This is a genomic window from Paenibacillus sp. GbtcB18, assembly GCF_019091125.1.
GTDB classification, from domain to species: Bacteria; Bacillota; Bacilli; order Paenibacillales; family NBRC-103111; genus Paenibacillus_F; species Paenibacillus_F chitinolyticus.
The window spans coordinates 1-641 of record NZ_JAGXJX010000092.1 but is presented as its reverse complement, the minus strand read 5'-3'; the positions used below and the strand labels follow the sequence as shown (position 1 = coordinate 641).

The following is a 641-nucleotide window of genomic DNA, read 5'->3' as shown; positions in this document are numbered from 1 at the left end:
CAACTAGGAAATCCGATATTTCAAGAACGATATAACTGTAAGTGGAACTATTATGCAGGTTCGATGTACAGCGGGGTATCATCCGAAAGTTTAGTAATCAAGATGGCAAAGTCGAGGCAATTAAGTTTTTTTGGAAGCGCCGGCTTACATGCAGCTAAATTAGAAGATCACCTCAAGAGTCTAGCTGCACAGCTTCGGCCTAGCGACCCTTACGGTATGTGTATGATTTCAAATATAAACAGTCCCAAGGAAGAATTTAAACACGCAGAATTATTTATTAACTATAACGTGCCTGTAATCGAGGCATCTGCTTATTCATCGGTCACATTGCCTTTGGTCTATTGCCGCGTCAAAGGCCTGACCCGTAAAGGAAATCAAATCCAATATCCCAGAAGGATCGTTGGGAAATGTTCGCGTATGGAAATCGCGCGTTTATTCTTATCCCCACCTCCGGCCGATTTGGTTAATTCCCTGTTCGAAAACGGATTAATTAATGAGGAAGAGAAAAAAATAGCGCAACTAATCCCCATGGTCGATGATCTAGCAATCGAGGCAGACTCTGGAGGACACACCGATCAGGGCGTGGTATTTCCGTTGATTCCTTCGGTAATTGCCTTAAAAGAGGAATTGAGAAGTAACTA

The 641-nt window shown here is 42.7% G+C and carries 1 protein-coding gene; it reads left to right on the top strand.

Going from position 1 to position 641, the window contains the following annotated elements:
• Positions 1-63 precede the first annotated feature (63 nt).
• Positions 64-641 (top strand): beta/alpha barrel domain-containing protein (locus KVT34_RS29655; protein ID WP_483311466.1); only part of this gene is annotated, 578 nt, incomplete at its 3' end.